25 protein-coding genes and 1 tRNA gene are annotated in these 23,700 nt (G+C 69.9%); 11 read left to right on the forward strand and 15 right to left on the reverse strand.

Features of this window, described 5'->3' with window-relative positions:
• Nucleotides 1-31: 31 nt before the first annotated feature.
• The 4 genes from FVQ89_RS10305 to FVQ89_RS10320 all read right to left on the reverse strand — a co-directional run bounded on the left by FVQ89_RS10305 (nt 32) and on the right by FVQ89_RS10320 (nt 2,368).
• Entirely contained in the window at nt 32-823 is a 792-nt protein-coding gene (locus FVQ89_RS10305; protein ID WP_147901865.1) for an arginase family protein, read from the reverse strand.
• A 91-nt stretch (nt 824-914) separates the two neighbouring features.
• The gene (locus FVQ89_RS10310) at nt 915-1,604 is read right to left on the reverse strand and encodes a hypothetical protein (protein ID WP_147901866.1); all 690 of its coding nucleotides are present in this window, start codon (nt 1,602-1,604) and stop codon (nt 915-917) included.
• Nucleotides 1,588-2,211 carry a SigE family RNA polymerase sigma factor gene (locus FVQ89_RS10315; RefSeq protein ID WP_147901867.1) on the reverse strand — a complete coding sequence of 208 codons (624 nt, stop codon included), beginning with the start codon at nt 2,209-2,211 and terminating at the stop codon, nt 1,588-1,590. The genes FVQ89_RS10310 and FVQ89_RS10315 overlap by 17 nt, the downstream gene beginning before the upstream one ends.
• Nucleotides 2,212-2,295: 84 nt before the next feature.
• Nucleotides 2,296-2,368 (reverse strand) — tRNA-Arg (locus tag FVQ89_RS10320).
• 57 nt (nt 2,369-2,425) lie between these two features.
• Between FVQ89_RS10320 and FVQ89_RS10325 the strand changes: the two genes are divergently transcribed.
• Nucleotides 2,426-3,226, forward strand: coding sequence for a transglutaminase family protein (locus tag FVQ89_RS10325; RefSeq protein WP_147901868.1), 801 nt, complete (start codon nt 2,426-2,428; stop codon nt 3,224-3,226).
• 18 nt (nt 3,227-3,244) lie between these two features.
• On the opposite strand, the gene FVQ89_RS14620 is transcribed toward FVQ89_RS10325, so the two are convergent.
• A complete protein-coding gene (locus FVQ89_RS14620; protein ID WP_255513555.1) occupies nt 3,245-3,835 on the reverse strand; it encodes an arginyl-tRNA synthetase in 591 nt (196 codons plus the stop codon).
• Nucleotides 3,836-3,897: 62 nt separating this feature from the next.
• Here FVQ89_RS14620 and argS point away from each other — a divergent pair, with 62 nt between their 5' ends.
• The 10 genes from argS (at nt 3,898) to prmC (ending at nt 15,865) form a co-directional block, all read left to right on the forward strand.
• Entirely contained in the window at nt 3,898-5,559 is a 1,662-nt protein-coding gene (gene argS, locus FVQ89_RS10335; RefSeq protein WP_255513556.1) for an arginine--tRNA ligase, read from the forward strand.
• 2 nt (nt 5,560-5,561) lie between these two features.
• Nucleotides 5,562-6,344 carry a DUF2993 domain-containing protein gene (locus FVQ89_RS10340; protein WP_147901871.1) on the forward strand — a complete coding sequence of 261 codons (783 nt, stop codon included), beginning with the start codon at nt 5,562-5,564 and terminating at the stop codon, nt 6,342-6,344.
• Nucleotides 6,341-6,766, forward strand: a complete 426-nt coding sequence (locus tag FVQ89_RS10345) for a hypothetical protein (protein WP_147901872.1) — start codon at nt 6,341-6,343, stop codon at nt 6,764-6,766. The genes FVQ89_RS10340 and FVQ89_RS10345 overlap by 4 nt, the downstream gene beginning before the upstream one ends.
• Before the next feature lie 101 nt (nt 6,767-6,867).
• Complete coding sequence (gene lysA / locus FVQ89_RS10350) at nt 6,868-8,310, forward strand: diaminopimelate decarboxylase (RefSeq protein WP_147901873.1); 1,443 nt, start codon at nt 6,868-6,870, stop codon at nt 8,308-8,310.
• The gene (locus FVQ89_RS10355) at nt 8,307-9,638 is read left to right on the forward strand and encodes a homoserine dehydrogenase (RefSeq protein ID WP_147901874.1); all 1,332 of its coding nucleotides are present in this window, start codon (nt 8,307-8,309) and stop codon (nt 9,636-9,638) included. Before lysA ends, FVQ89_RS10355 begins: the two co-directional genes overlap by 4 nt.
• 12 nt (nt 9,639-9,650) lie before the next feature.
• Nucleotides 9,651-10,745, forward strand: a complete 1,095-nt coding sequence (gene thrC / locus FVQ89_RS10360) for a threonine synthase (RefSeq protein ID WP_147901875.1) — start codon at nt 9,651-9,653, stop codon at nt 10,743-10,745.
• Complete coding sequence (gene thrB / locus FVQ89_RS10365; protein ID WP_147901876.1) at nt 10,742-11,680, forward strand: homoserine kinase; 939 nt, start codon at nt 10,742-10,744, stop codon at nt 11,678-11,680. The genes thrC and thrB overlap by 4 nt, the downstream gene beginning before the upstream one ends.
• A gap of 128 nt (nt 11,681-11,808) precedes the next feature.
• Nucleotides 11,809-13,893 (forward strand): transcription termination factor Rho, encoded by a 2,085-nt coding sequence (gene rho / locus FVQ89_RS10370; RefSeq protein WP_147901877.1) that lies wholly within the window; start codon nt 11,809-11,811, stop codon nt 13,891-13,893.
• 3 nt (nt 13,894-13,896) lie between these two features.
• Nucleotides 13,897-14,976, forward strand: coding sequence for a peptide chain release factor 1 (prfA, locus tag FVQ89_RS10375; protein WP_147901878.1), 1,080 nt, complete (start codon nt 13,897-13,899; stop codon nt 14,974-14,976).
• A 13-nt stretch (nt 14,977-14,989) separates the two neighbouring features.
• The gene (gene prmC, locus FVQ89_RS10380) at nt 14,990-15,865 is read left to right on the forward strand and encodes a peptide chain release factor N(5)-glutamine methyltransferase (RefSeq protein WP_147902423.1); all 876 of its coding nucleotides are present in this window, start codon (nt 14,990-14,992) and stop codon (nt 15,863-15,865) included.
• Here prmC and FVQ89_RS10385 read toward each other — a convergent pair.
• From FVQ89_RS10385 to FVQ89_RS14520, 10 genes are read right to left on the reverse strand one after another with little or no spacing between them, the layout of a single operon-like run.
• A complete protein-coding gene (locus FVQ89_RS10385) occupies nt 15,862-16,485 on the reverse strand; it encodes an HAD-IA family hydrolase (RefSeq protein WP_147901879.1) in 624 nt (207 codons plus the stop codon). The two genes, prmC and FVQ89_RS10385, sit on opposite strands and share 4 nt — an antisense overlap.
• A 55-nt stretch (nt 16,486-16,540) precedes the next feature.
• Nucleotides 16,541-17,536, reverse strand: coding sequence for an endonuclease/exonuclease/phosphatase family protein (locus tag FVQ89_RS10390; RefSeq protein ID WP_147901880.1), 996 nt, complete (start codon nt 17,534-17,536; stop codon nt 16,541-16,543).
• Complete coding sequence (locus tag FVQ89_RS10395) at nt 17,533-17,901, reverse strand: response regulator (protein ID WP_187264996.1); 369 nt, start codon at nt 17,899-17,901, stop codon at nt 17,533-17,535. The genes FVQ89_RS10390 and FVQ89_RS10395 overlap by 4 nt, the downstream gene beginning before the upstream one ends.
• Complete coding sequence (locus FVQ89_RS10400) at nt 17,898-18,272, reverse strand: STAS domain-containing protein (protein WP_147901882.1); 375 nt, start codon at nt 18,270-18,272, stop codon at nt 17,898-17,900. The genes FVQ89_RS10395 and FVQ89_RS10400 overlap by 4 nt, the downstream gene beginning before the upstream one ends.
• Nucleotides 18,259-18,690: an ATP-binding protein gene (locus tag FVQ89_RS10405; protein WP_187264997.1), complete on the reverse strand. Its 432-nt coding sequence runs from the start codon at nt 18,688-18,690 to the stop codon at nt 18,259-18,261. Before FVQ89_RS10405 ends, FVQ89_RS10400 begins: the two co-directional genes overlap by 14 nt.
• Entirely contained in the window at nt 18,687-20,069 is a 1,383-nt protein-coding gene (locus FVQ89_RS10410; protein WP_147901884.1) for a PP2C family protein-serine/threonine phosphatase, read from the reverse strand. The genes FVQ89_RS10405 and FVQ89_RS10410 overlap by 4 nt, the downstream gene beginning before the upstream one ends.
• Nucleotides 20,066-20,386, reverse strand: a complete 321-nt coding sequence (locus FVQ89_RS10415) for an STAS domain-containing protein (protein ID WP_147901885.1) — start codon at nt 20,384-20,386, stop codon at nt 20,066-20,068. Before FVQ89_RS10415 ends, FVQ89_RS10410 begins: the two co-directional genes overlap by 4 nt.
• Nucleotides 20,383-21,231 (reverse strand): dolichyl-phosphate beta-glucosyltransferase, encoded by an 849-nt coding sequence (locus tag FVQ89_RS14510; protein ID WP_222706082.1) that lies wholly within the window; start codon nt 21,229-21,231, stop codon nt 20,383-20,385. The genes FVQ89_RS10415 and FVQ89_RS14510 overlap by 4 nt, the downstream gene beginning before the upstream one ends.
• The gene (locus FVQ89_RS14515; RefSeq protein WP_222706083.1) at nt 21,228-22,514 is read right to left on the reverse strand and encodes an oligosaccharide flippase family protein; all 1,287 of its coding nucleotides are present in this window, start codon (nt 22,512-22,514) and stop codon (nt 21,228-21,230) included. Before FVQ89_RS14515 ends, FVQ89_RS14510 begins: the two co-directional genes overlap by 4 nt.
• Nucleotides 22,511-23,674, reverse strand: coding sequence for a glycosyltransferase (locus tag FVQ89_RS14520; RefSeq protein WP_222706084.1), 1,164 nt, complete (start codon nt 23,672-23,674; stop codon nt 22,511-22,513). Before FVQ89_RS14520 ends, FVQ89_RS14515 begins: the two co-directional genes overlap by 4 nt.
• Nucleotides 23,675-23,700: the final 26 nt, after the last annotated feature.

Here is a 23,700-nt window from a genome sequence, read left to right on the forward strand (position 1 = left end):
GCGTAGGCGGGTGCGGCCGAGGGGTCGAGGCTCAGCCCCGCAGTGCGCCGATGAGCCGCAGAATCGTCGGCGCGTCGTCGACGGCGCGTTCGGCGGTCTCCGGTGCGAACGAGCAGATCGACGCGCCCGCGAGCGGTAGGCGCTCGACCAGAGCGCGAATGGCCGATACGAGAGCCGCCGGAGACATCCCGAACGGGATCGGCTCGAGCAGCCCGCCGAACTCCGGCGGATCGAGCACGTCGAGGTCGATGTGCACGTAGACGCGGCTCGCCCCGGTTGCCGCGACCACCTCGGCGAGCCCGTCGGCTCGGCTGGCGGCCTCGACGTCGAGGCTCGTGACGCCGTGCTCGGCCGCGTAGTCCTCTTCCGCGGAATCCCATTGGCGCACGCCCGCGAGCACGACTCGGCTCGCGTCGATGGCTCCCGAGTCGATGAGCGAGGCCAGAACCATCCCTCCGAAGGCACCGGAGGTCGAGGTGCTCGGGGTGTTGAGGTCGGGGTGCGCGTCGAACCAGACCAGGGCGACGTCCTCGCTCGCGACGTGCTCGACTGCCCCGACCGAGACTCCGCAGTCGCCGCCGATCACGATGGCGGGCTCGTCCAGTGAGGCGAGCGCGGTGCGCAGGCGTTCCCGCACGATCTCGAGCGAACCGTAACGTGCGATTCCGCTGCCCTGCTCGTCACCCGCCTCGAGCGGTACGTCGATCTCGCGAGTGGCGGACGCGGGGAGGTCGGAGCGGATCGCCTGGGCACCGTCGACGAGACGCATGGCGCGACTGGAGGGCGATCCCTGCCACTGCGGGACGACGAGGAACGCGGTCATGCTTCTCCCGGGTTCGGCGCGGCCTGCTGCGCGCGATGTCGGAATCTTATTCCGGCGACGCCGACATTCCGCCGAGTCTGCGGGGCAGCGTCTAGGGGAGTCGGGTGAAGGTCGTGCGCCCGATGGCAGCGACCCCATCGCCGGCGGCGTCGGTGAACTCGAGTCGCACCGACACCTCGTCGCCGTCGGGTGCGAGTGCGGAGGTGCAGTCGAGTGAGGCGACAGCCCAGGTCTCGATGGACGTCGCACCCGCGTCGAGATCGACCCTCCTCGCGTCGTCGGGTACCGCCACGGCGAGGATGCTCCCGTCGTCCGCGGACACCTCGACGCGCGAGAGCAGGAGCGACACAGGCTCGCCGCCGAGGTTCGTCAGGCGCGCGGTCACGGTGAAAGGTGCTCCGGGGGAGCGCCATCCGAGCGGCGAAAGTGATGCCTCGAGCGCATCCGCCGAGACCACGGGCGACCCGTCCGCCGCGCAGCGAAGCCCCTGGTCCCCGCTCTGAGCCGCACCCGCGTCGCCATCCGGAGCGGACTCGGCGCCCTCCATCGTCCCCACGGCCTCGTCCGCGGCGCTCATCGACGTGCTCGCCGCGAGATTCGCAAGGGGAGGCACGACGAATCCGACGGCCGCGACGACGAGGGCGCCTCCGGCGATCCCCGCGGCGAGCTGGCGGGGGCGTCGGCGGCGGCGTGCCAGACGCACGATCCGGTCAGCGTCGAGCGCACCCGGCTCCGGATCCTCGTCACGCAGCAGCGCGCGCAGCTCAGCTTCGGTGGGCATGATCGCCTCCCGTCCTGTCGTCCGTGCGTGCGACCGTTCGGTGGCTGCGCAGCGGGGTGAGCCCGGTGCCGGGCCGGGCGCCATCCGGTCCCAGCCGGTCGGCGATCGTACCGTCGTCGGCCAAGGCGATCGCCATCTTCGCGAGACCGTCGCTCAGGTAGCGCTTCACCGCTCCCGAGCTGATGCCGAGGGTCGCGGCGATGTCGTCCACCTTCAGGTCGTCGTAGTAGCGCAGCACGAGGCACGCCCGTTCACGAGGGCTGAGCTTGGCGAGCTCTTCGTGCAGGTCGAGACGCAGCTCGACATCGTCATCGGCAGGCGGGAGCGCATCTCGCACGAACTGGGTCGGTGCGATCCGCCGCCACAGACTCACGCGCCGTCCCTGATCGAGCGATGCGTTGAGGATCGCCCGGCGAACATACGCCTCGGCGCGTTCCACGCCGAATCCGTTGCGGAGCCGGCCGAAGGTGCGTACGAGGGCCTCCTGCACGAGGTCCGCGGCATCGTCGGGGCTGCCGGTCAGCAGACGGGCGTACCGCAGCAGCGCATCGCCGCGCTCGGCCACGAGCTCGGCGACGACCTGTTCCCAGCTCTCGGTGCGTGCCACGGTTTCCTCCCCTCTATCCGATCAGACGAGGGCCCGACGGAAAAGGTTGGGGGTGGACGGCCCGCGAGGCCAGTAAATTATCGGTGCCCTCGACACGATTCGAACGTGCGACTTCTTCCTCCGGAGGGAAGCGCTCTATCCACTGAGCTACGAGGGCGCGCGAGACCTAGGCTAGCAGCATGCGATCCCGCCACCTGCCGCTCCACCATCGGTCATGAGCCTGCGGCGGGAGGTGCGCACAAGCCTCACCTTCCAGGTGGATGACCCGACCGCGTTCGTCCTCGCACTCGAAGTCGCCGAGGGGGTTCCGGCGGCCGTCGAGTCCCTTCGGGTGCGCCTCGATGGCGCCACGATCGAGACGCGCCCCACGCGCGAGGATCACGGCACGCGGCTGGCGCTCTTCGAAGCGACGCCCGGCATCCTCCAGGTGGATTACGCCGCGACCGTTATCGGGCGGGCGGAACCGGCTCCCGTCGACCCGCTCGACGAGGTCGTCTACCTGCGACCCAGCAGGTATGTGCAGTCGGATGCACTGACCGGGGTTGCGCGCAGCACCTTCCCGGGTCTCGCCGGATGGCCGCTCGTCCGGGCGGTCGGCGACTGGGTGTACGACCAGCTCGACTATCGCCCGGAGGCCAGCTCACCGACCGGGGGAGCGGTCGAGACGCTCGACGCGGGTGCCGGCGTGTGCCGCGACTTCGCCCACCTCACGGCTGCGATGCTCCGTGCTCTCGACGTGCCGGCTCGAGTGGTCGCCGTCTACGCGCCCGAGCTCGAGCCGATGGACCTGCATGCGGTCGTCGAGGCGCTCGTGGAAGGTCGTTGGGTGGTCGTCGACTCCACGCGCCTGGCGCCGCGATCGGGCCTCGTGCGCATCGCGACGGGCCGCGACGCCGCCGATACCGCCTTCGAGACGAACACGCTCGCGGACGTCACGTTGCTCTCGATGGAGATCGACGCGCAGGCCGATGCCCCTCTCAGCGACGACCCGGACGAACCGGTCGAACTCAGCTGAGCGGATCGAGCCGCTCGATCAGGGCAGCGCCGAGAGCGCGTCGTTGACGAGCGGTTCCGCGTCGCCCGGCTCCTGGAAGTAGACGGACCGCGCGACGAGCCAGTAGGCCCCGTCGAACACGATCGCCTCGCCCTCGTCGCCCTGCACCTCGAAGTAGGCCTCGTCCCCGTAGGTCGGCACCATCGTGCTCGACTCGTACGCCTCGTTGGCGAGCCGCTCGAGGGTGCCGGCATCGAAGGACGCCACCGAGATGTCGATCGTCTCGCCGCTGGAGTTGTTGCGCCACCGGCAGGCGACGCCCTCCGATTCGAGCGCGGTCGCTGCCGCCGACCCCGCCTCCGGCTCCCACGAGGCGAGCAGGCTGAAGTTCGGGTTGAAGTCGTACATCTGCTGCAGTGTGATGAGCGAGCTGCAGGCGATGTCGACCGGATAGGTCGCGGGCTCCGCCGAGGGCGTGCCGCTCGGGGTGGGCGATGTCGACGGCGTGGGTGTTGTCGTCGCGCTCGGCGAGTCCGTCGGCTCCGGCGTCGGTGCGTAGCAGCCGGTCAGGACGAGACCCGCACCCGCGAGGATGGAGGCGAGGAGGACGGCGGAGGGGAGGCGTCGCATTCCTCTATTGTCACCCCGACCCTGCCGAAGAGCTGGAAGCGCCTCGGTTAGGATCGGACCTCGTGAATCCCGCCGAACTCGCCGCCGTCCTGCTCGATCTCGCACGCCGGGCGGCCGCGACGCGAGGCACCGACCCCGATTCGATCGCACCGGACGACGTCACGCTCGAACGCCCCCGCAACCGCGACCACGGCGACTGGGCCTCGAACGCGGCTCTCAAGCTCGGCAAGCGCCTCGGAGTCGCTCCGCGTGAGCTCGCGGACGAGCTCGCGGCGGCGCTCGCGGAGGTGCCGGGGATCGCCGGTGCCGAGGTCGCCGGGCCCGGCTTCATCAACATCCGCCTGGACGCGGCAGCGGCAGGCGCCCTCGCCCAGGCGATCCTCGACGCGGGCGACGCCTATGGGCGGGGCGGGCTCTACGCCGGCGAGCGCATCAACCTGGAGTTCGTCTCGGCCAACCCCACGGGGCCCATCCACATCGGCGGCACCCGCTGGGCTGCCGTCGGCGACAGCCTCGCGCGCATCTTCGAGGCGCAGGGCGGCGACGTCTCGCGTGAGTACTACTTCAACGATCACGGCGCGCAGATCGATCGCTTCGCCCGGAGCCTCCTCGCCGCCCACCTCGGTGAGCCCGCGCCCGAGGACGGGTACGGCGGCAGCTACATCCTCGACATCGCCGCACGCGTCGAGTCGGACTACCCCGGCGACCTCGGGGCGTTGCCGCGTGCAGAGCAGCAGGAGGTCTTCCGCGAGCTCGGCGTCTCGCAGATGTTCGGCGAGATCAAGTCGAGCCTGCACGACTTCGGGGTCGACTTCGACGTCTATTTCCATGAGAACTCGCTTCACGAGTCGGGTGCCGTGGAGCGCGCGGTGGCCCGCCTGCGCGAGCTCGGCCATATCTACGAGGCCGACGGCGCCACGTGGCTGCGCACGTCCGAGTTCGGCGACGACAAGGACCGGGTCGTCATCAAGTCGGATGGTGAGCCGGCGTACATCTCCGGCGACCTCGCGTACTACCTCGACAAGCGCGAACGCGGCTTCGAGCGGTGCATCATCATGCTGGGCGCCGACCACCACGGCTACGTCAAGCGCCTCATGGCGATGACGGCAGCGTTCGGCGACGTCCCCTACGTCAATCTCGAGATCCTCATCGGGCAGCTCGTGAACCTCGTCCGCGACGGCGAGCCGCTGCGGATGTCGAAGCGCGCCGGCACCGTCGTCACGATGGAGGACCTCGTCGATGCCGTGGGTGTCGACGCCGCCCGCTACGCGCTCGTGCGCAGCTCGATCGACTCGCAGGTCGACGTCGACCTCGACCTGCTCGCCAAGCGCACGAACGACAACCCGGTGTTCTACGTGCAGTACGCCCACGCCCGCACCCGCGCCGTGGCACGCAACGCCGAGGCCGCGGGGGTGGATCGCAGTGTGTTCGATCCTGCACTCCTCTCGCACGAGACGGAGAGCGTGCTGCTCGGCTCGCTCGCGGAACTCCCGCGGATCGTGCTGCAGGCAGCCGAGTACCGCGAGCCGCACCGGATCGCGCGCTACCTCGAGGAGCTCGCCGGGGCCTACCACCGCTGGTACGACGCGTGCCGCGTGATCCCGCTCGGCGATGCCCCCGTCGAGGACCTTCACCGCACCCGGCTCGCCCTCAACGACGCCACCGGCCAAGTACTCCGCAACGGGCTGACGCTCCTCGGGGTCTCGGCACCCGACAGGATGTGACCATGACCCAGGCGACCCCCGACCCGCTTGCCGCCCCCCGACGGCGGCGCTGGCCGTGGGTGCTCGTCGCTCTCCTCGTTGTCGTCGGCGCGCTCGTGGCCCTCGATCTCCTCGGCCGTCAGTGGGCGGAAGCGGCGATCGCCGACCGCGTCGCCGACGCCCTCGACGCGTCGGACGCGCAGGTCGAGGTGGAGATCGGAGGTGGACCGCTGCTGCTGCAGCTCGCCACGGGGCGCCTCGCGCAGGTCGAGCTCGCCGTCGACGACCTCGAGGTGGGGCCGTTCACGGGTGAGCTCGATGTCGTGGCCGAGGGCGTGCCGCTCGATCTCGACGCAGCGACCACCAGCATCACCGCGAGGTATCTGATCCCCGAGGCGGCGCTCGAGAACGTCTCGTCGCAGCTCACGGGCGTCCCGCTCGCCTCGATCGCGCTCGACGAGCCCGAGATCGTGGTGAGCGGCAGCGTCACCGTGCTCGCCGCATCGATCCCGTTCGGGCTCGGGATCGAGCCGGATGCCCTCGACGGCGCGCTCGCGTTCCGCGTCACGAGCCTCCGGATCGCGAATCAGACCCTTCCCGTCGAAGATGCCGTCGGCGACCCGGTCTTCGGGTCACTCGCCGAGGCCCTGCTGCAGCAGCAGAGCGTGTGCGTCGCCGATCAGCTTCCCGCCGCGCTCGAGCTGAGCGGTGCGGATGTCGTCGGCGACCGCGTGGTGCTCGAGTTCGACGCGTCGGGGGAGGCTGTCGGTTCGGATCGCTTCAGCACACGCGGAAGCTGCACGTGACGGCTGCCCCGCCGCGGCTCCGCGCCTTCGCCTGGCGCTTCGCCGTCGCGGCCGTCGGCGTGGGAATCGCGGCGGCGATCGTGCTCGCTCTCGCGGGCGTCTCGACCACGGGCGACGGCCCCGAGCTGTTCGTCTCGCTGATCCCCGCGGTGCTGATCATCGGGATCGGGATGGGCATTCCGCCCGCACTGATCGGCCTTCTCGCGCTGTCGTTCGCCATCCGTCCGCCGAGGTCGCCGCGACGGGAGACGATCGCCGTGGTGGTGGGGGTCGTGATCGGGTCGTTCGCGTCGCCGACATTCTTCTACCCGGTTCTTCCCGCTATCGCCGTCGCGGTCGCGGTGGGGATCGCGCTCGTGCTGAGCGTCGTCGCCGCGCTGCTCGTCCGCGCGGTGTGGCGGGCGGCAGGCCGGCGCGAGTAACACCAGTAGGCCGCACGGCTAGACTGGCCGAGGCTTCAGGGGCCAATCCGGGTCCGCTCGCCTCACTTTCCTCGTCCCGACGATGTCCCTGTGGGGTTCCCGTGTCCGTCAATCCGCTCGCACCCGGCTGGCTCGCCCAGCCGGTCGACGCGAACGCGCTCGACGCAGGCATATGGCCGGCGCAGGCCGATCGTGCGGCGTCAGGAGCGATCGAGATCGCAGGAGTCCCGGCGACGGCGCTCCACGCGGCATACGGCACGCCTCTCTACGTCTTCGACGAGCAGGCGGTCCTCGATCGTGCCGCCGGGATCCGTGACGCCTTCACCGCTGCGTTCGCCTCGGCGGGGGCGGAGGTCGCCGTCTACTACGCGGGCAAGGCGTTCCTCTCGGTCGAGGTCGCGCGCTGGATGGCCGACGCGGGCCTGCGGATCGATGTCTGCACCGGCGGGGAGCTCGCTGTGGTGCTCACTGCGGGCGTCGACCCCGCACGCATCGGATTCCACGGGAACAACAAGAGCCTCGACGAGATCGATCGGGCCGTCGAAGAGCGCGTCGGCGCGATCGTCATCGACAGTCTCGTGGAGATCGAGCGGGTCGCCGCGGCCGCCGAGCGGCACGGGCGCACCCAGCCGGTGAGGCTGCGGATCAACTCCGGTGTGCACGCCTCGACGCACGAGTACCTCGCCACCGCGCGGGAGGATCAGAAGTTCGGTATCCCGATCGCGGATGCCGCCGAGGCGGTCGCCCGCATCCGTTCCCACGCGCAGCTGCGCTTCCTCGGGCTGCATTCGCACATCGGGTCGCAGATCTTCGAGTCCGCAGGATTCGGAGAGGCCGCGCGTCGCCTGCTGGCACTGCACGCGGAGCTCCTCGAGGGCGGCGACGTTCCCGAGCTGAACCTCGGCGGCGGATTCGGCATCGCCTACACGAGCGTCGACCGGGTGACTCCGATCGAGCGGATCGCTCGCGAGCTCGCGGATGCGGTCGTCGCCGGGTGCGCCGAGCTCGGCATCCCCGTGCCGCGCATCGCCATCGAGCCCGGTCGGTACATCGTGGGTCCCGCCGGTGTCACCCTCTACGAGGTGGGCACCGTCAAGGACGTCGTCGTCTCGGGCGAAGAGACCGCGGTCCGTCGCTACGTGAGCGTCGATGGCGGCATGAGCGACAACCTGCGCACCGCCCTCTACGGAGCCGACTACACGGTGCGGATCGCCAACCGGCGCTCCGACACGGACCCCGCGCTCGTGCGCGTGGCAGGCAAGCACTGCGAGTCGGGCGACATCGTCGTGCGCGACGACTACCTGCCGGGTGACGTGCAGCCCGGTGACCTGCTCGCCGTGCCCGCGACGGGGGCCTATTGCTGGTCGCTCGCGAGCAACTACAACTACGTCGGGCGCCCCGCGGTCGTCGCCGTGCGCGACGGACGCAGCCGGGTGCTCATCCGCCGCGAGACGGAGCACGACCTGCTCCGTCGAGACGCGGGCTACTCGAGCGGAGCCGAAGAGGCAGAGCTCCGCATCCATCATCAGCCGGACGGAACATGATCGAATACCGAAACCTGCGCGTCGCCCTCCTCGGGGCGGGTTCCGTGGGAGCCCAGGTCGCCGCCCTCCTGCTCGAGCACCGGGACGAGCTCGCCGCTCGCGTCGGAGCCGGGCTCGAGCTCGTAGGGGTCGCGGTACGCGACGTCGACGCACCGCGGACGACCGAGATCCCGCGCGAACTGCTCACGACGGACGCGCATTCGCTCATCCTCGGTGCCGACATCGTCGTCGAGCTGATGGGCGGCATCGATCCCGCCCGTGAGTACCTGAAGCTCGCGCTCACCTCCGGGGCCGACGTCGTCACCGCCAACAAGGCGCTGCTCGCCACCCACGGTCCGGAGCTGTTCGCCATCGCCGAGCAGGTGGGGGCCCAGCTCTACTACGAGGCGGCCGTCGGTGGTGCGATCCCGATCATCCGGCCGCTGCGCGACAGCCTCGCGGGCGACCGCGTCGACCGGATCCTCGGGATCGTGAACGGGACGACCAACTACATCCTCGACCGGATGGATCGCGAGGGCGACACCCTGGAGGGCGCGCTCGCGGTCGCCACCGAACTCGGGTACGCCGAGGCCGACCCCACCGCCGACATCGAGGGCTACGACGCCGCACAGAAGGCGGCGATCCTCGCGAGCCTCGCATTCCACACGACCGTCCCGGTCGATGCGGTGCATCGCGAGGGCATCACCGCCGTCACGCGCGACCAGGTGCTCGCGGCCCAGCGAAACGGATTCGTGGTCAAGCTCCTCGCCGTCTGCGAGCGGCTGACCGACCCGGACACCGGAGCAGAGGGTGTGAGCGCGCGCGTCCACCCCGCGCTGGTGCCCACGTCGCATCCGCTCGCCGCCGTGCACGGCGCGAACAACGCCGTGTTCGTCGAGGCGCACGCCGCGGGGAGCCTCATGTTCTACGGAGCGGGAGCCGGCGGCCTCCAGACCGCGTCAGCCGTGATGGGCGATCTCGTCTCCGCCGCTCGGCGTCACGTCGTGGGCGGGCCGGGCGTTGCGGAGTCGACGCACGCGAATGTGCCGATCCTCCCCATCAGCTCGGTGGTGACGCGGTACCAGATCACCCTCCAGGTGTTCGACCGCCCGGGAGTCCTCGCGCAGATCGCGACCATGTTCAGCGATCACGGCGTCTCGGTTGAGGCGGTCTCGCAGAGCGTGCGAACGGCTGAGCCGGGCGTGCAGGCGGGGGAGAGCTCCGGCGCTACGCTGGTCATCGGCACGCACCGGGCGACCGAGGCCTCGCTTGCCGCGACGGTCGCCGCGCTTGCCGACAGCCCCGTCGTCGAGCGCGTGGAGAGCGTGCTCCGGGTCGAAGGATTGTAGGGACTGAACTTCATGGCACATCAGTGGCGCGGGGTCCTGCGTGAGTACGCGGACCGTCTCGACGTGACCGAGGCGACACCGATCATCACCCTCGGCGAGGGCGGCACACCGCTCATCCCGGCTGCAGCGCTGTCGGCGCGCACGGGCGCCGATGTCTGGGTCAAGTTCGAGGGCATGAACCCGACCGGATCCTTCAAGGACCGCGGCATGACGATGGCGGTCTCGAAGGCGGTCGAGCACGGCGCCAAGGCGATCATCTGCGCCTCGACGGGTAACACCTCCGCGTCGGCCGCCGCCTACGCGACCCACGCCGGCATCACCGCGGCGGTGCTCGTGCCGGAGGGCAAGATCGCGATGGGCAAGCTCGCCCAGGCGATCGCGCACGGGGCGGAGCTGCTGCAGGTGCGCGGCAACTTCGACGACTGTCTCGACATCGCCCGCGACCTGGCGGCGAACTACCCGGTGCACCTCGTCAACTCGGTCAACAACGACCGCATCGAGGGGCAGAAGACGGCCGCATTCGAGGTCGTCGAGGTGCTCGGCGATGCTCCCGACTTCCACTTCATCCCGGTCGGCAACGCGGGGAACTACACGGCCTACACGCGTGGGTATCGCGAGGAGGCCGAGCGCGGAGCCGCGACCCGGCGTCCGCGGATGTTCGGGTTCCAGGCCGAGGGTTCGGCGCCCATCGTGCGCGGCGAAGTGGTGCGCGATCCCGACACCATTGCAAGCGCGATCCGCATCGGCAACCCCGCCTCCTGGGAGCTCGCACTGACCGCCAGGGATGAGACCGACGGCTACTTCGGCGCGATCAGCGACGCGAAGATCCTCGACGCGCACCGGATCCTGTCGAGCGAGGTCGGCATCTTCGTCGAGCCCGCCTCCGCCGCGAGCGTCGCGGGACTTCTCGACCGCGCCGAGGCGGGCGAGATCCCCGCCGGGTCACGGGTCGTCCTCACCGTGACCGGTCACGGCCTGAAGGACCCGCAGTGGGCGCTCCGCGGCGCAGACGGCTCCGACATCCAGCCCACGAGCGTCGCGGTCGATACGGACGAGATCGCCGGTGTTCTGGGGCTCGCGCGCGACGCCGCCGGAGCCTCTGCATGAGCGTCGTCGGCCGCACCGTCACGGTGCGGGTGCCCGCGACGACCGCCAACCTCGGGCCGGGATTCGACACCCTGGGAATGGCGCTCGCGGTCTACGACGAGCTGCAGGTCTCGGCGGTCGCCGAGCCCGGCGTCGCTGTCGAGGTCCACGGAGTGGGCGAGGGCGAGGTGCCCGTCGACGAGACGAACCTGGTGGCGCGTTCCATCGTGCATGCCTTCGAAGCGGTCGGTCAGCCTGTGCCCGGTCTCCGGCTCGTCGCGCACAACACGATCCCGCACGGACGGGGCATGGGCTCGTCCGGCGCTGCGATCGTTTCGGGGGTCATGGCGGCCAAGGGACTCCTCGAGGGAGTCGTCGACTTCGACGAGGAGCTGCTGCTGAAGCTCGCGACCGACCTCGAGGGCCACCCCGACAACGTCGCCCCGGCCTTGTTCGGCGGCCTCACGATCACCTGGGTGACCCCCGAGGGGCCGCGGTTCAAGAAGCTCTCGGTGCATCGCGGGGTGAGCCCCCTCGTGGCCGTCCCGGTCGAGCTCACGATGTCCACGGCCCTCGCGCGCAGCTTGCAGCCCGCATCCGTGCCGCATGAAGACGCGATCTTCAATGTCTCGCGGTCGGCACTGCTCATCGCCGCTCTCATTCAGAGCCCCGAGCTGCTGTTCGCCGCGACTGAGGACAAGCTCCACCAGAGCTACCGGGCGAGCGCCATGCCCCAGACGGATGCGCTCATCCAGCTGCTCCGCGCCGACGGCCTCGCCGCTGTGGTTTCCGGAGCCGGGCCCTCGATCCTCGTGCTCGGAAGCGACCCGGGGGAGCGGTTGCGCGCCGCCGAGCTGATCGACGCGCGCGCCGAGTCGCCGTGGGAGTGCCTGATGCTGGCCGTCGACTTCCGGGGTGCTACAGTGGTGCTGCACTCGGACGACGCCGCGGCGTAACCCGGCGTGAGAGTGCATCTCACCGGCAATCGCCAACCGTAGTTCTGCATATCCATGCAACCCGACCGCAACCGGCGAAGCCCCGTACCCGGGCTGTTCTGTGCCCGGGCCGAAAGGACGATCCAGTCGTGACCGACGCCACTATCCCTACCGATGTCGTGGGGAACCGCGCCGCACTGAGCCGTCTGCGGCTTCCGGAGCTCCAGGCTCTGGCCGCCCAGCACGGCATCGCTGGCGTGTCTTCTATGCGTAAAGGAGATCTCGTGACCACTCTCTCCGAACTTCCCGGAGGCGAAACCCCGGCCGAGCAGGGCGATACGGTCGCCGACGCTCCGGCAGTCGACGTGCCCGCGGCCGACGCGCCCGCGGCCGACGCGCCCGCGGCCGACGCGCCCGCGGCCGACGCGCCCGCGGCCGACGTGCCCGAGAGCGCGGCGCCGTCTGCCGAAGCGCCGTCGACGGACGCGCCGACCGACTCCGCACCCGCAGAGGCCCCCGCTGCTCCGGCCGAGCAGCAGGCCGCGACCGACGCCACGAGCGAGGAGGCGCCCGCAGACCAGGCGCCGCGCCGCCGCGGGTCCCGCCGGGCCAGCGCCGCATCCGCGGATGCCGCAGCCATCGCCGCGGCCCTGCCCATCGAGGTTCCCGAGCAGCCGCAGCAGGCGCGACGCAGCGCCGCCCAGCACGCTGCGCAGGCGGAGCTCGGTCTCGAGCTCGACAAGCTGATCCCGTCGGCCGACCAGGACCAGGCCGGCTCGGAGGGTGAGGGCGAGCAGCAGCCGAGCCGCCGCAGCCGCAACCGCCGCGGAGGCCGTGGCCAGGGCGCCCAGAACGGCCAGAACGGCCAGACCAACCAGGGCTCGAACCGGCAGAGCGACGGCGACGAGGGCTCCTCGCAGACCGAGCAGCAGGACCGTACCGAGCGCTCGGCGGGCAACGGACAGCAGCAGCAGGACGGCGAGGGCCGTCGTCGGCACCGCGACCGCAAGCGCGGCCGGGGCGGCAACGTCGACGAGATCGAGCCCGAGATCTCCGACGACGACGTCCTGATCCCGATCGCGGGAATCCTCGACGTGCTCGACAACTACGCGTTCGTGCGCACGACCGGCTACCTGGCGGGTCCGAGCGACGTGTACGTCTCCCTCGGTCAGGTCAAGAAGTACAACCTCCGCAAGGGCGACGCGGTCGTCGGTGCGATCCGTCAGCCGCGTGATGGCGAGCAGCAGGGCGGCCGCCAGAAGTACAACGCGCTCGTGAAGATCGACTCCGTGAACGGCCAGACCGTCGAGGAGTCGGCGGCGCGCGTCGACTTCGGCAAGCTCACCCCGATCTACCCGAACGAGCGCCTGCGCCTCGAGACCACTCCCGAGAAGCTGTCGACGCGAATCATCGACCTCATCTCGCCGATCGGCAAGGGCCAGCGCGGCCTCATCGTCGCGCCGCCCAAGGCGGGCAAGACGCTCATCCTGCAGGCGATCGCCAAGGCCATCGCGGTGAACAACCCCGAGGTCCACATCATGGTGGTGCTCGTGGACGAGCGGCCCGAAGAGGTCACCGACATGCAGCGTTCGGTGAAGGGCGAGGTCATCGCCTCGACCTTCGACCGCCCCGCCGAGGACCACACCACGGTGGCGGAGCTCGCCATCGAGCGCGCGAAGCGCCTCGTCGAGCTCGGCAACGACGTCGTGGTGCTCCTCGACTCGATCACCCGCCTCGGGCGCGCATACAACCTGGCGTCCCCGGCATCCGGTCGCATCCTCTCCGGTGGCGTCGACGCGTCCGCGCTCTACCCGCCGAAGCGTTTCTTCGGCGCGGCGCGCAACATCGAGGGCGGCGGCTCGCTCACGATCCTCGCGACGGCGCTCGTCGAGACCGGCTCGAAGATGGACGAGGTGATCTTCGAGGAGTTCAAGGGCACCGGCAACATGGAGCTGCGGCTCTCGCGTGCCCTCGCCGACAAGCGCATTTTCCCGGCGGTCGACATCTACGCCTCGAGCACCCGCCGCGAGGAGGAGCTGCTCTCGTCCGACGAGGTCAAGATCACCTGGCGCCTGCGCCGTGCCCTCGCGGGTCTCGAGCTGCAGCAGCAGCTCGAGGTGGTGCTCTCGAAGCTCAAGGAGACGACCTCGAACGTGGAGTTCCTGGTGCAGATCCAGAAGTCGCTCCCGGCGGGCGGCAACGGGAACGGCAACGGGCACGCCCACAAGGAGTAACCGGTGTTCGAGTCGGTCCAGTCGCTGCTGGCCGAGCACGAGCAGCTCCAGCAGCAGCTCGCGGATCCCGCGATTCACGCGGATGCCGCGCGCGCCAAGAAGGTCAATCGGCGCTACGCCGAGCTGAGCCAGATCGTCCATGCCCACGAGGCGTGGCAGCAGGCCCAGTCCGACTTGGCGGCGGCTCGCGAGCTCGCCCGCGAGGACGACGCGTTCGCCGACGAGGTCCCCGTCATCGAGGAGACCCTCGAGACCGCCCAGGAACGCCTGCGGCGCCTTCTCATCCCGCGGGATCCGGATGACGGACGCGACGTCATCATGGAGATCAAGGGCGGCGAGGGCGGCGAGGAGTCGGCGCTCTTCGCGGCCGACCTGCTGCGCATGTACCTGCACTACGCCGAGTCGCGCGGGTGGAAGACCGAACTGCTGGAGCGCACCGAGTCCGACCTCGGCGGATACAAGGACGTCCAGGTCGCCATCAAGTCGACGTCGAGCGATCCGGCCGACGGGGTGTGGGCGAGCCTCAAGTACGAGGGCGGAGTCCACCGCGTGCAGCGCGTGCCGGCGACGGAGTCGCAGGGGCGCATCCACACCTCCACCACGGGCGTGCTGGTCTTCCCCGAGGTCGATGAGCCCGAGGAGATCCACATCGATCCGAACGAGCTGAAGATCGACGTCTTCCGCTCCTCGGGTCCCGGGGGTCAGTCGGTCAACACGACCGATTCGGCGGTGCGCATCACGCACATCCCGAGCGGGATCGTGGTGTCGATGCAGAACGAGAAGTCGCAGCTGCAGAACCGCGAGGCGGGAATGCGCGTGCTCCGCGCTCGGCTGCTCGCGAAGCAGCAGGAGGAGCTCGATGCCGCGGCATCCGACGCCCGGCGCAGCCAGATCCGCTCCATGGACCGTTCCGAGCGGATCCGCACCTACAACTTCCCCGAGAATCGCATCGCCGATCACCGCACGGGATACAAGGCCTACAACCTCGACCAGGTGATGAACGGGGCGCTCGGCCCCGTCGTCGAGTCCTGCATCCGCATGGACGAGGAGGCACGGCTCGCTGCTCTCGGCGGCGACCGGTGAGCGTGTGATGATGATGACCGAGCTGGCGACGCCGCGCACGGTCGGCGAGCTGCGCGCCCATGCGGTGCGTGTGCTCGCACTCGCGCATGTCCCGACGCCTGAGGCCGACGCCGAGTTGCTGCTCGCGCACATCCTCGGGATCAGCCGTGGGCAGGTGCAGGCGCGCGCGGTGACCGGCGCGGGAGTGCCGCAGGCCGACCTGCTCGCCTACCTGGAGGCGGTGGAGCGACGTGCCGCGCGCGAGCCGCTGCAGCACATCACGGGAGTCGCACCGTTCCGATCGCTCGAGTTGCAGGTCGGACCGGGCGTGTTCGTTCCGAGGCCCGAGACGGAGTTCGTGGCGCAGCTCGCGATCGACGCCCTGCAGGCTGTGCCTTCGCCTCAACCGACGGCGATCGATCTCGGCACCGGTTCGGGCGCGCTCGCGCTCGCGCTCGCCACGGAGGTGCCGCACGCGTCCGTCGTGGCCGTCGAGAACTCACCTCAGGCGTTCATCTGGGCGAAGCAGAACGTGCGCCGCATCGGTGCGGACAACCTGCGCCTCGTGTTCGCCGACCTCGCGGATGCGCTGCTCGAGCTCGACGGTGGAGTCGACGTCGTCGTCTCGAACCCTCCGTACATCCCCGACGATGCGATCCCGCGCGACCCGGAGGTGCGCCTCCACGACCCCTCGGCCGCGCTCTACGGCGGGCCCGACGGGCTCGTCGTGGTCCGCGCCCTGTCGGTGCGGGCCCGCGCGCTCCTGCGCCCGGGGGGTGCGCTCGTCATCGAGCACGGGGAACTTCAGGGCGCCCAGCTGCGCGAGCTGCTCGCGGCCGACGGGTGGCGTTCGACTGCAACGCATCGCGACCTGCTGGGGCGCGATCGGGCGACGACAGCCGTTCGCTAGGCGGCTGCGCTCCGCGTTCGCGCGAAGTCGTCGATCGCGGCGCGGAGCCCGTCGGCGGTTCCGTAGAGGTACGTCGTGATCCCGAGGGACGCGGCGGCGGCCACGTTCTCCGGCAGATCGTCGACGAAGAGCACGTCCTCGGCGGCCGTCTCGTACGTGGCGAGTACGCGCTCGAACACCGCGGGGTCGGGCTTGCGCGCCCCGTAGCGGCTCGTCGTGCGCAGGTGATCGCCGAAGAGCGGCGCGATCTCGGGTGCGATGGCGGCGAGGTTCTCGTCGAGCAAGGGGCCGTTGTTGGTCAGGAGGCTCACCTGGCCGAGCTCCGCGGCGCGCGCGACGCCGGCGATCGCGTCGGGGCGCGGACGCATCGCCGAGCGCCGGTTGGCGATCCAGTCATCGGCGGCGATCGGGACGCCGAGAGCCGCCTCGAGCGCGGCGAGGTACGCGGCCCCATCGGCGAAGCGCCCGGCCTCTGCGGCCGTCTCGCCCTCCTCGTGCCACCACCGGCGTCGGAGCTCCGCGAAGTCGATCCCCGTGAGGGCCGTCAGCCCGTGCATCCGGGCGCGCCAGTCGTAGTCGTAGAGGACGTCGTCCATATCGAAGAGGAAGAGGAGGGTCATCGGTACCATCCTCCCCGATGCGAAGGGGTGACGACGGCGAGCAGGCCGAACGGACTCAGTCGGGCGCCGCATCGTCGGAGGCCGGCAGGCCGAGGTCCACCACCAGGCGACGGTGATCGCTGCCCGTGCTCGCTCGATCCGCGACGCGAGCCACGTCCACGCCAGCTCCGACGATCACGTGATCCAGGCGCATGAGCGGGGGGATCGGCCCGAGGCCCTCCGGCCAGGTCGAGCCGAGACCCGATCCCGCCACGTCGAATGCGTCGCGCACGTCGGCATCGAGGAGCCGGTCGAGCGGGGCATGGTCGCGCGTCGCGTTGAAGTCGCCCCCGAGCACGATGGGAGACGGGCTGCGCTCCACGAGCCGCGAGAGCTGAGGGAACTGCCCGGCCCAGGTGGCGGCCTCCGCGGTACCCAGGGGAGCCACCGTGTGGACGTTGACGACACGCAGTGGTCCGGCGGGCGTCTGCAGGTCGGTGAGCAGCATCGGTGAGCCGCCGACATCGATCGGTCCGCTCTGGACGATAGGGAATCGCGAGAAGGTCGCGGAGCCGTGGAACTCGGGTTGCGGATCCGAGGCGCGATACGGATAGTCCGTCCACAGCGCCGAGCCCTCGAGCTCTGCCAGTGCCTCCGGCGTCACCTCCTGGAGAAGAACGATGTCCGCATCCTCCGCGGCGAGCTCATCACCGAGCTGGCGGATGTGCGGATTGCTGACGAGCAGGTTCGACGTCACCACCCGGATCGGGACGTGTCCCGCAGGCAGCTCCTGCGGACCGTGCCATCCGACGGCGCCAGCCATCACGAGCAACTGGGTCGCGGCGAGTCCTGCGGCGACGACCGTGAGCGCGATCCGGCGCTTCCACACGGCGAACGCCACGAGCGGGTACGCGGCGAGAAGCGCCCAGTGGGCGACGCCCTGCACGCCGATCAGCACCGGCACGGACTCCGAACGCCACACGCGGGCGAGGGCGACGGTACACAACCCTCCTGCGGCGATCCATCCGAGCGCGACACCCGCAGAAGAGACCGCACGCGCCCTGCGGGTCATGGTTCGGCGGGGAAGAGTCGAGCGATCGCGGTCCGCAGGGCTTCGGAACTGACCGGTTTCGTCAATTGCGCTGCGATTCGCTCGGTGACCTCGGGGGCCACGGACGAGTGCTCGATGACCCCCGTCACCAGCATGAACGGTGGGGGATCGTCGACCCGTTCCACAGCGTCGAGCACGTCGAGACCGGTACCGGTAGGCAAGCGGAAGTCGGAGATCACGAGGTCGTAGGAAACCGCGTCGATCCGAGTGACCGCTTCAAGGCGGTCGCCGGCTTGGTCGGTCGTCCAGTCGAGTCGTGCCAGGAGGTGGCAGAGCACCAGCCGGGTCACCGGATCGTCGTCGACGACGAGCGCGTGCGGGCTCACGACGTCGTCCCTGCAGGCGGGGAATCGATCATCGTGAAGATCTCGTCGAACTGCGTCAGTCGGAACACGCGCATCGCGTCCTCGGACGCCGGCCGGACGAGTGTGACGGATCCGCCGGTCAGCGTCCGGTCGCGCCGTGCCCGTGCGAGCGCGGCGAGTCCGGCGCTGTCGATGAACGCGACCGCCCGCAGATCGATCACGAGGTGCCGTGCATCCGTCAGGTCGGGCTGGGCCAACCGCTCGCGCACAGCGACCGCCTCCACGGCGTCGAAGCGCCCCGCGAGGGTGAGAGCGGCGCTGTCGGGTCCGGTCGAAGCCACCGTGAAGGTCAGTTGACCCTGGGTGGGGGCGTGGCGATCATCGTCGGTCATCGGTACTCCCTACATAGATGCGCAACTCCAGAGTGTTCCTCGATCCGATCCGCCGATAGCTGACGTGGTTCACCAGCGAGCGGATGATCTTCATCCCGTATCCGCGCTCCTGCAGCACGCGCGGCGCGGGTGTCGGGATCGTGGCGGGGTCGAACACGTCGCCGTCGTCGAAGATCTGCACGGTCAGCCATTCGGTGGTCAGCCGCAGATTCAGCTCGACCTGTGACCCCTCGGGGAGGTGGGCGTGGTCGATGACGTTCATGCACGCCTCGTGCACAGCGAGCTCAGCACGAGAGAGCAGCGCCTCCCCGGCAGCGGAGTCGAGCTTGTCGGTCGCCGTCCTCAGCCACGAGCCGATTGCCCGGGCGGCGAGCGCGTTCGGCTCGAGGAGTAGTTGAGATCGGGCGATCAGCGTCACGATCCGCCCTTCGTGCTCGCGATCACGACGAGCGTCCTGTCGTCGGATGCCGGGTGGCCGGCGGCGAAGCCGTCTACGTGGTCGAAGATGGTCTCGCCGATGTGTCGGGAGGTGCGACCCGCGGACTCCCTGCACAGCTCGGCGAGCCTCTCGTACCCGAACTGGTGGTCGCCGCGGTCGCATTGCTCGGTAAGACCGTCGGACCCCACGAGGAGGTAGTCGCGCCCGTCGAGGGCGAACGAGCTGACGCGGGGGACACGGTGACGGACGACTCCGATCGGTGGCACGCTCGCCGGGATCGGCTCGGCGCTGTCGTCATGCACGAGGAGTACCGGCGAGTGACCGGCGTTGACCAGCGAGAGCCGCCGCGTCGACTCGTCGATTACTCCGACGGTGAGCGTGATGAAGACGCCCGCGTCGTCGAGGTGGGGGAAGAGCTCGTCTTCGATCCCTGCGAAGACCTCCACGAGCCCGCCGCCGCGATTCGCGAGGAACGCGACACGGCAGGCGGCCACGGCCCGGGTCATGAGCATCGCGGCGGGGAGACCTTTCCCCGCGACATCCCCGACCGCGAACCAGATGGCTCCGTCCGCCCTGCCGAACGTGTAGAAGTCGCCGCCGGTGAGCGACGCCGGGACGGTGCGGGCGAAGATGTCGACCGCGGATGATCGCGGTGCCTCGTCGGCGATCGCCGACTGGGCGAGTACGGAGGCGAGCTGGTGCTCGCGCTCCACGGCTGCCTGCGCCAACTCGCGATCATGCAGATCGTTGAACGCGAGCAGCACACCGAGCGCAGAGTCGATGGCCTGGATCAGGGGTATGTCGGCGGTCGAGAACGGACTGTCGCTCGGACGGAAGAACGCCACGTGCCGCTCCGCGTCGCCGTCAGGGTCGAGGGTGCCGACCACCGCACAGCTCGATTCGACGATGCGCAGCAGCTTGTCGGGCTGCGCGGCGATGGTGCTCACGGCGATTCGTGCGTGCTCATCGAGTTGGTCGGTCGCACCGCGCGTCATGGTGACCGCCATGTCCTCCAGGAAGAGCACCTGGGATGCGCCCGTGAGCGCGAGCGACTTGTCCAGCAGCAGCCCCAAGGTCTCGGCACTCGCGACCCCTTGGACGTTGATTCGGGCGAGTGCCTCGACGGCGAGCAGGCGATCCTGGCTGGCGACGAGGGCCTCGGTCAGGGCGCCCTGAGTGGACGTCAGTTCGTCGAGCGCCTCGCGGATTACCTGGGCGGCGTGGGTCGCCTCGGCGGGTGGGTCGGGGAGCGGTCCATGCGCGGCGAGCGAGAGGAGCAGGTCGATCGCTGCGTCGGCTCGGATCTCCTCGGTGATCTCACTGCCGCGCCGGTCCAGACGTGTGCGGGTCGCGGTCATGGCGCCCCCGTCGTGTCGATGATCGTGAACATCTCGGCGAGTGCGGTGATCTCGAGGATCACCCGCACCGGATCGGAGGGATCGGCCAGGATCACCTCACCGTCCAGCGCTCGCGCCGCCTTCTGGAGCCGCACGAGCTCGGCGAGAGCCGTCGAGTCGACGAATGCCACCTGCGAGAGGTCGATGTGGATCACATTCGCTTCGGCGGTGACGAGCGGCGTCACGGCGCTGCGGAATCCGGGGCACTCGTGTGCGTCGAAGCGGCCGACCAGGTGCACGAGGCGGCGGGTGGGCTCGATCTCGGTTCGGATGATCACACGCGCGTCCCCTCATCCACGGCGTCGTGCGCCGGCGTCGGGACCCTGGGTTCGGATTCCGGGCGCGAGCGCGCGTAACGGCCGCGTAGATCGTACATTCGGATGCGGACCAGGTCACGAAGGAACTGCATGCTCACCTTCGCCACGTCCACCGTCGAGCCCGGAGCATCGATCCACTCCACCGGCACTTCCGTTACCTCGTAGCCGAGCTTGTGGGCGAGATAGAGGACCTCGAGATCGAACGAGAACCCGTCGAGTTGCTGCAGGTCGAAGAGACGCTTGGCGGCGTCGGCGCGGAGGATCTTGAAACCGCATTGCGTGTCGGCAACACGGACGCCGAAGCCATACGCGACGAGGAGGTGCAGGCCGCGGCTCACGATTCGCCGCCCGATGCTCTTCCCGCGGACTGCTGCCCCGTCGGCCGCGCGCGATCCGATGACGAGGGCCGAGCCCGTTTCCAGCGAAGCGGCGAGTCGGTCGTACTGCTCGATTGGCGTCGACTGATCGGCGTCCGCGACGAGCACGATGTCGCCGCGCGCGGCGCGGACCCCGCGCCGGACGGCGCTGCCCTTTCCGGCGTTCTCCTCCGCGACGAGGAGCGTCAGGTTCGCGAAACGGAGGTCGCGCACGAGTTCGACCGTCGTGTCCCTCGAACCGTCGTCGGAGATGATGAGCTCCCACGGCTCGCCCCGGGCGCTCATGTGCGTCGCGATCGCCCCGATCGTCGGCAGAATGCGCCACTCCTCGTTGTAGGCGGGGATGATGACCGAGACGACGGGCGGCGCGCTGAGCGGCTCCGTGACCCAGGATCGGTAGGCGCGGTAGGCGGTCGAACTCTCGCTCACGGTTCTGCCCTTCTGAGAGATCGGTCGGACGATCGGACGCGCTGCGCGACCGCCCGGCCACTGAGCGCGATGAGCAGCGAGCCCATCGCGATGTACTGCACGGTGATGAGCTCGGCGATGTCGTCGTGCCAGATGAGGAGGAGCACGAGCTGCACGACCGAGGCCCCGAGAAGGATCCACGATTCCGTCATCCGCGACTGGGAGAGACGGGAGCTGGCGACGAGGTTGCCGACGGCGAACAGCGTGGTCGCTCCGGCGTAAGCGGCGAGGGGAACGCTCAGCCCCCCATAGGCCGGCCCGAGCACGATCTCGAGTACCGGTCCACCCATCCACAGAGCGCCGAGCGAGCAGGCCGCACCGATGGCGATCACGGCGAGGATGCCTCCCCGCAACACCGAGGTCGATGAGTCGCCCGCGGCGTGCCGCCGCGCCACCACGGGGAACACGACCGTGGCGACCGACCACGACAGGAAGAACACCGCGCGTCCGACGAGCGCGATCGCAGCGTAGATGCCTGCTTCGGTGGGAGTGAAGGCGGCCTTGGCCACGAAGATGTCGCTGTTGTTCGCGATGATCTGACCGAGGAGGAGCACCGAGACGAGCGCGGCGTACTGTCGGACCTCGCGGCCGGCGATGCCTTCGCCCTCGGGGCCGCCGACAGAGCGGCTCGAGATGCTCACGGCGATGCAGGTGACGACGAACGAGACGCTCAGGGCCGTTGTCGCGCCGATCACCCCGAATCCGGACGCGACCAGGAGGATGCCGAGCCCCACCCGGGTGAGCATCTCGATCACGAATGAGAGGGCGAGAGTCGGGAGCAACAGTCTCGCCTGCATGATCCCGCGGCCGACCGCCTGCACGAGCCAGAACGGGATTCCCACCGCGAGGATCACGAAGGGCCACGGGGATGCGGTCTGGAACACGGCGGACCAGACGGGGGCGGCGCCCGCGAGAATCAGTCCGGCGGCGAGCCCCGCGATCAGCGCAGTCCGCCGCAGACGCCGGGCGAGTCGGTCGGAGTCGCCCGGGAAGCCGAGCTCGTCGCTGCGGGCGATGAATCGCGCGGCGACGAGCTGGAGGCACAGTGCGATCGAGGTCAGGGTGAACAGGAACGTCACCATCAGGTTGGCGTCCGAGAACTCCGCCGGAGTGAGCACGCGCCCGAGGTACAGGTTCAGAACGTAATTCCCCGCGTTCGCCACGAGCATCGCGACCCCGAGGAGCGATCCGCCCCCCAGCAGTCCGCGTGTCGAGGCACGGGCGATCGTCGGCGGCGCAGTCATCGTGACGCCTGCCGATCGAGGAGACGTCCGATGTGGGCGACGTGCCACTGCGCGATCTCCGACATGGGGATTCCCGTTGCGGCGGCGAAGTTCCTGCGGCCGAGCGATTCCCGTGCCGCGGGGTCGTCGAGCACCTCCGCGAGCGCATCGGCGAGGCTGTGCGGATCCCCGGGCTGAAAGTAGACGCCCCGGAATCCCTCCTCTTCGAGAATGTCCACGAGGTCGCCGATCCTCGGCAGGACCGCAGCCCGCCCGTACTCACCCGCCTGGTGCAGGACCCCGGAACTACCCGTCGTCGAGGTGTAGGGGAAGGCGACGACGGATGCCGAGAGGAACAGTCCGGCGACATCCTTCTCGGCGACGTAGCCGGGGAATTCGATGTTCGGAACCTCGGCGTATCGTTCGGCGGCGGCGGCCATGTAGCCCTTCGAATTGGGGCTGTCGGTGCCGGCGAGCACCAGGCGGAGGTCGTCGTATCCGCGGCGCAGCAGCTCCTGGTAGGCGTCGACCAGCATGTCCACGGTCTTGTAGGTGCCCCACTTGCCGAACGCCATGATCGTGCGCGGGCCCGGGGGAGGGGCGAATGAGGGGATGGCGACGTCGTCGAAGCTCCCGTGCGGCACGAGGATCGCGTTGTCGGCTCGGTAGCTGGAGCGGAGGAACTCGACGTATCGCGGGATCGTGAGTGCCACGAGGTCGGCGCGCAGCAGGATCCGGGTGAGCACCCGCCCGGCGAAGGTCATCAGCCGAGCCGTCACGGCTGAATCGGCGAAACCGGCGTCCTTCATGTCGACGTTGTCGGCGAGATTGTGGAGGATGAGCACCGTCGGTACTTTGCGGAGCCGCAACAGGGCCGGGACCAGAAGCCCCAGCGCGCCCGGTGCGCGTTTGTCGCCGAAGGACGCGAACTGCAGATTGAGCACGACGGCGTCCGGTGCGGTGCGTGCGATCTCTCTCGGGATGCTGCGGGCATTCCCCATCGAGTTGAGTCGCCAGCAAGGGTGGACCTCGACTTTGTCCATGGGGTCGGGCGCACCCGCGTCGGTGATGTCGCAGTAGACGATGACCTCGTCGACCTCGTCGAGGTTCGCGAGGTGACGCACCAGGTGGTAGCCGTACTCGCTCAGACTGTTGCGGCCGGGCGGGAACGCAGAAACCACCCCGACTCGAACACCACGCATCATTG

The organism is Homoserinibacter sp. GY 40078 (assembly GCF_008017545.1).
In the GTDB taxonomy this organism is placed as follows: domain Bacteria; phylum Actinomycetota; class Actinomycetes; order Actinomycetales; family Microbacteriaceae; genus Homoserinibacter.